Annotated in this window: 6 protein-coding genes; 1 reads left to right on the top strand and 5 read right to left on the bottom strand. The window is 40.1% G+C overall.

Going from position 1 to position 4,413, the window contains the following annotated elements; all coding sequences use genetic code 11:
* On the top strand, positions 1 to 438 hold a 438-nt coding region (locus NG798_RS26870), incomplete at its 5' end, for a hypothetical protein (protein WP_261226791.1).
* A 93-nt stretch (positions 439 to 531) separates the two neighbouring features.
* On the opposite strand, the gene NG798_RS26865 is transcribed toward NG798_RS26870, so the two are convergent.
* The 5 genes from NG798_RS26865 to NG798_RS26845 all read right to left on the bottom strand — a co-directional run.
* Positions 532 to 648: a cytochrome c oxidase subunit 3 gene (locus NG798_RS26865; protein WP_317619642.1), complete on the bottom strand. Its 117-nt coding sequence runs from the start codon at positions 646 to 648 to the stop codon at positions 532 to 534.
* 1,013 nt (positions 649 to 1,661) lie between these two features.
* Complete coding sequence (locus NG798_RS26860; RefSeq protein ID WP_261226790.1) at positions 1,662 to 2,072, bottom strand: fertility inhibition FinO-like protein; 411 nt, start codon at positions 2,070 to 2,072, stop codon at positions 1,662 to 1,664.
* Between the two features lie 248 nt (positions 2,073 to 2,320).
* Positions 2,321 to 2,896: a hypothetical protein gene (locus tag NG798_RS26855; protein ID WP_261226789.1), complete on the bottom strand. Its 576-nt coding sequence runs from the start codon at positions 2,894 to 2,896 to the stop codon at positions 2,321 to 2,323.
* Positions 2,897 to 2,910: 14 nt separating this feature from the next.
* Positions 2,911 to 3,714, bottom strand: coding sequence for a ParA family protein (locus NG798_RS26850; protein ID WP_261226788.1), 804 nt, complete (start codon positions 3,712 to 3,714; stop codon positions 2,911 to 2,913).
* A 477-nt stretch (positions 3,715 to 4,191) separates the two neighbouring features.
* The coding region (locus tag NG798_RS26845; protein ID WP_261226787.1) for a hypothetical protein at positions 4,192 to 4,413 on the bottom strand (222 nt) is incomplete at its 5' end.

The following is a 4,413-nucleotide window of genomic DNA, read 5'->3' as shown; positions in this document are numbered from 1 at the left end:
AAAACCCCTGAAACTCTTTGGCTGAGAATATTCGGAAGGAAGAAAGTACAAGCACAAGCAATTGATGAATTGGAGGCCCTACCACTCGACAATGTATGGCGAGACAAAATCTTGGAATTGTTCTATCAATTACGAGAAAATTTAAACATCAATCAAAATTTAGAATCAGACGATCAGGAGTTAGTTATGAGATTACAACCTTTGCTGCAAGAAAAACTAGCACAAGTTGAACAGCAAGGCATGGAACGAGGTATTCAACAAGGCATCCAACAAGGAGAGCGCTTAATAGTGGAAAATTTATTAAGGTCGAGATTTGGAGAATTAGATGCAGATTTATCTGCTTTAATTGACTCTATCTTGACTTTTCCACCAGAAGAATTTACTCCCTTATTGGTGCAATTGTCTCGTGAGGAATTAGTAAGCAGATTTAGAAATTAACAAAAAACGCCAATTGTAGGGTCAATCCATAAATTGACTCTACAATATTATTCACGAGCTTGGTTTGCATTTCGTTAATACCACTAATGCCCTCTAAGCTTTCCACAAATAAATAAGCGAAAAAAGTATAACCCAAATTACATCAACGAAATGCAAAAATAAAGTAGTTGCACTCACGCCAACATGACCTTTATCAGGTATTTTAGCCATCGTTCAAAACGAAAAAAAGAGTCAAACTTCTCAAGAAAATAAAAAACCTTAAAATTTATCTAAAGAACGAAAGATAGAAAATAAAAAATGTTTTTATTAAGAAATTTAATTGAATATCCTAATCTAAACCTCAAGATTTTTAAAATAATTCTATACTACTCTAAAAATAGAAAAAAGATTTTTATCGCGTAAGAATCGGATAGCAATTATTTATAATAAAGAATTTTTTTTACTAAAGTTTTGTTAAAAATAGGGATTTTTGCTCATAGGTTTACTGTTTATCAAAAATGCTAATTTTTTTATTTAACATTTTTTAGGCGTTAATTATTTCCAGCGCACAGAGTTATGAGTATTAATTCGTCTCGTTGTCTCCCAAAAATTAGCTAGGCCATTATTCAGAAAATTTACCGCACTCGTTCGGTAAAAGTTCTTCCAACAAAGACAATTGTCCTGGTGAAATATTTGCCCGTTTACGGGTATGGTAAAGAAGATGACAAGCAGAACAAAGAGCAATTAAATTTTCAGGCCGGTTATCTTCCGGTATCCTATTCTGATGATGTACATTCAACTTAAGTTTAGCTTGTTGGGATTTAGTTAGATTTTTAGTGGAATCCCCAGGCCGTAAGCACTGTAGATTACATTTAGCACAACACCAGCCGCACCTTTCTTTCACAGCCAGTGCAATTTCAGACCAATTATCGGGATATCTTCTAGTGTTCGGCATTTTGGTCAATTTGAGGGATGTACATCTATCTCAATAAGAGCTTTCAGTTGCCGACATCAGCAACATACCACCGGCTTCTACAAATAATTTACCACTAATTCTTCAAACTAAACTTGGTCATCTAAAAGCCAATGCAGGGTAAACGCATCTAATTTCTAAATTTCCCTATATAGCGTCTGAATAAAGACAAAAGCGCTACATGGAAAAAACCGTTCTCACTAAACAACAATAATTCTGCTTTATTGTGTTCATAACACTGGTTATCGACAAGATGCGTTTACCCTGCTATTTAGTTAGGCGTCGCTACAGCTTCTGAAGCGCTTTTTGGTTCTTTTGGCTTTTTCTCAAACACTTGTATAGCGGGTTCTGCTAAAACGAAACCGTTAGGGGTAGCTTCTCCCATTTTGCCTGCAATCGCCGCTACCCACATCGGGTAATTAGCCTGCGCGTCTTCAAGCTTCTTAAACACTTTCGGCTTGACTGTGATTGTTATTATCTTACCGTCACAATCTACTTCAAACTGCTTCCAGTTGTTCTCGACTGTCTTTACATCGTCGGGAAACTCGTTAATCTTAATGGTCAATTCTAACTTACCTGCTGTTGCCATAGATTCACCGAATAAATTTGATTGAATTGAAACTGCTTGTGAGCATAGTTGCTCTTGCTTTTGAACGCTATCTATTTTTTGATTATAATACACAACTACCGCTGATATCTTTGTATGAGGATGCTTTGTGTTCCATCGACACAAAAGGCTGGGTAATCAGCTTGGTTGGCGAGTTGAGAAGTGAACGCCTTAACGAGTTTAAAAAGTTTAAACCAAAAAACTCTGAGAGAAAAACGTCTATTTTGATTGATAAGATTGCCAACTCCACTCCCCTATAAATAGAATGCGGAACCTAAAACTATTCTTTCGCATTAATTCATTTACTTATAGCCTTATTAAACCTAAATATTTCCCGACAACATGGTAATCAGTCGGCGCAGTTTCCCAGCCTGCTTACGACCTTGATAACGCCGTTTGGCTTCTGTTAAAATTTTCTTCATTAATTCCTCAGAAACCACTGCTTCAAGCCATGCGGCTTCTAAAAATAGTTCGACTGTGATGCCTTTTTCTTTACAGAATCGGGTCAAATTAGAATCAATTTCCGTATCCAACACGATAGCTGAATGCCGACGAGTTCCGTTAAAAAGCGCAAGTTGTGCTTTTAATTCTTCTAAAGTTGAATTGCTGGTAGCCGGTGAATCTAACGTTTCCCTCAAAGGAGTTTCCTGTTGAGCAACTTGTTGACTTTGTTGTTTGGTTTTGGTGATTATAGACTCAATTTGTGAGGTTTCCTGTGGAGCAATTTGTTGGATCACAGTAAGGGAAGCTTGTTCACTTTCCTGTTGGGTGGCTTGTTCACTTTCGGTCTGGATGGCTTGTTCATTTTCAATAGTTGTGGGGATTAGCGTATCAACTCTTGCAGGAACAACGGTTCGTTGGCGGTTAGAGCGAATTTTATCAAGGATGCTGTCACTCATTTGATTCTCAAGTCCTAAAGTTTCTGGATTTTGTCAACGATAATTTCAAAGGGATATTCCAAGGAAGAATGCCCTAATTCAGTCAGAGTTTTTCTTCTGTTTATGGCTTTTTTATACTGCTCTGACTCTCTTATAGAGGGAAGAATTGATTCGCTTCCTACTTCCTCTTTCATGCCATCTATGGCAAGCCGGCTTTCTGAGGTTTGGGTGTTGCCAATCCAGCGATCTCGAAAAGGTAGCACTCCCAAAAGTTGAGCATTTGTTGCTTTGAGATCCTGCATAGTATTGAGCAGGTCGAGTGTCCGTACCAGGGAACCGTAGCCTTTGACTGAAGCTTCGGCAGGTATGATGAGGGCTAAAGCTGCACCGATTGCTGTTAGACAAATCTGTGAACGTTGCGGGGGAGCATCAATAATGCAAAATTTGAAGACGCTGGCCACTTGTTCAAGACGATGTAGCAATAGGGTGGCCCCAACACCAGAGCTTGCAAGGTAGTCACCGGCGGCATCTAGCCCTTCATCAGAGGGAATTAGAAATAAGTTGTCGCTGTTTTCAACGGGATAGATGCCCTCAACGATAGGGACGGACTTTTTGAGGACTTCTATTAGTGTGGGCTGGTTGGGTCTTAGTTCCAGTCCCAGATAGGTCGTTAAATTGTGCTGGGGGTCGGCATCGATAACCAAAGTGGGATATCCCAGGCTCGCCAGCCGGCGGCTAAGGAATAAAGATGCGGTTGTCTTGCCTTGCCCCCCTGATAGGGATGCGATGGCGACTGTGATCATTGCATAAATATAAACCACTAAAATTAGTATTGTCAAATTTGCTAAGTAAATAAATTACTAAAAAAACAATTTTTACAATTTAGCTTTTTGGTTATTTAGCTTTTTATTTTTTTAGCAAGTGACTCCCCGGATGAAAGCAGTTAAAGAGGTCGGCAACCATTCGCTTTCATCCCCCGGAGTATTACATGGAGATTGTCAGTTTCGGGCTGGATAGACTTAAGTGGCCCCCATTACTTCAAAAGTATCAGTACCGGCAAGGGGTGAAGTTCATCCCCTCAACGGTGAGCAATAAATGGCCCGGTAGCACAGGTTGGTTAAGTGGCCACCTCCACTACTTCAAAACTATCAGCACCGACAAGAGGTGAAGTTCATCCCATCAGCGGTCAGCAATAAATAGCCTGGTGGTACAGGTGAGTTAGGTGGCTCCCACTACCTCAAAACTATGGGCACCGGCAAGGCGTAAAGTTCACCCCATCAGCGGTTAGCAATAAATGGCCCACCGGCACAGGTAGGTTAAGTACCCACCTCCATCACTTCAAAACTATCACCACCGGCAGTGCTAATAATCTGGCCATCAGCAGTAACAAACTTATAGAAATTGAAATGGGGAGGGGCCGGCACCTCAACCAAGCGGCAATTCTCTATCCAGATAATCTCTGGATCTATATGAGTGCCAACAACCTGCCTGATACGAAACAGACAATCGCGGACATCATCAAAAATCCGAGCATTGAA

It is taken from the genome of Ancylothrix sp. D3o, assembly GCF_025370775.1.
Lineage (GTDB): Bacteria > Cyanobacteriota > Cyanobacteriia > Cyanobacteriales > Oscillatoriaceae > Ancylothrix.
Note: the sequence above shows the minus strand (reverse complement) of the source record. Positions and strands in the feature narration are given on the sequence as shown.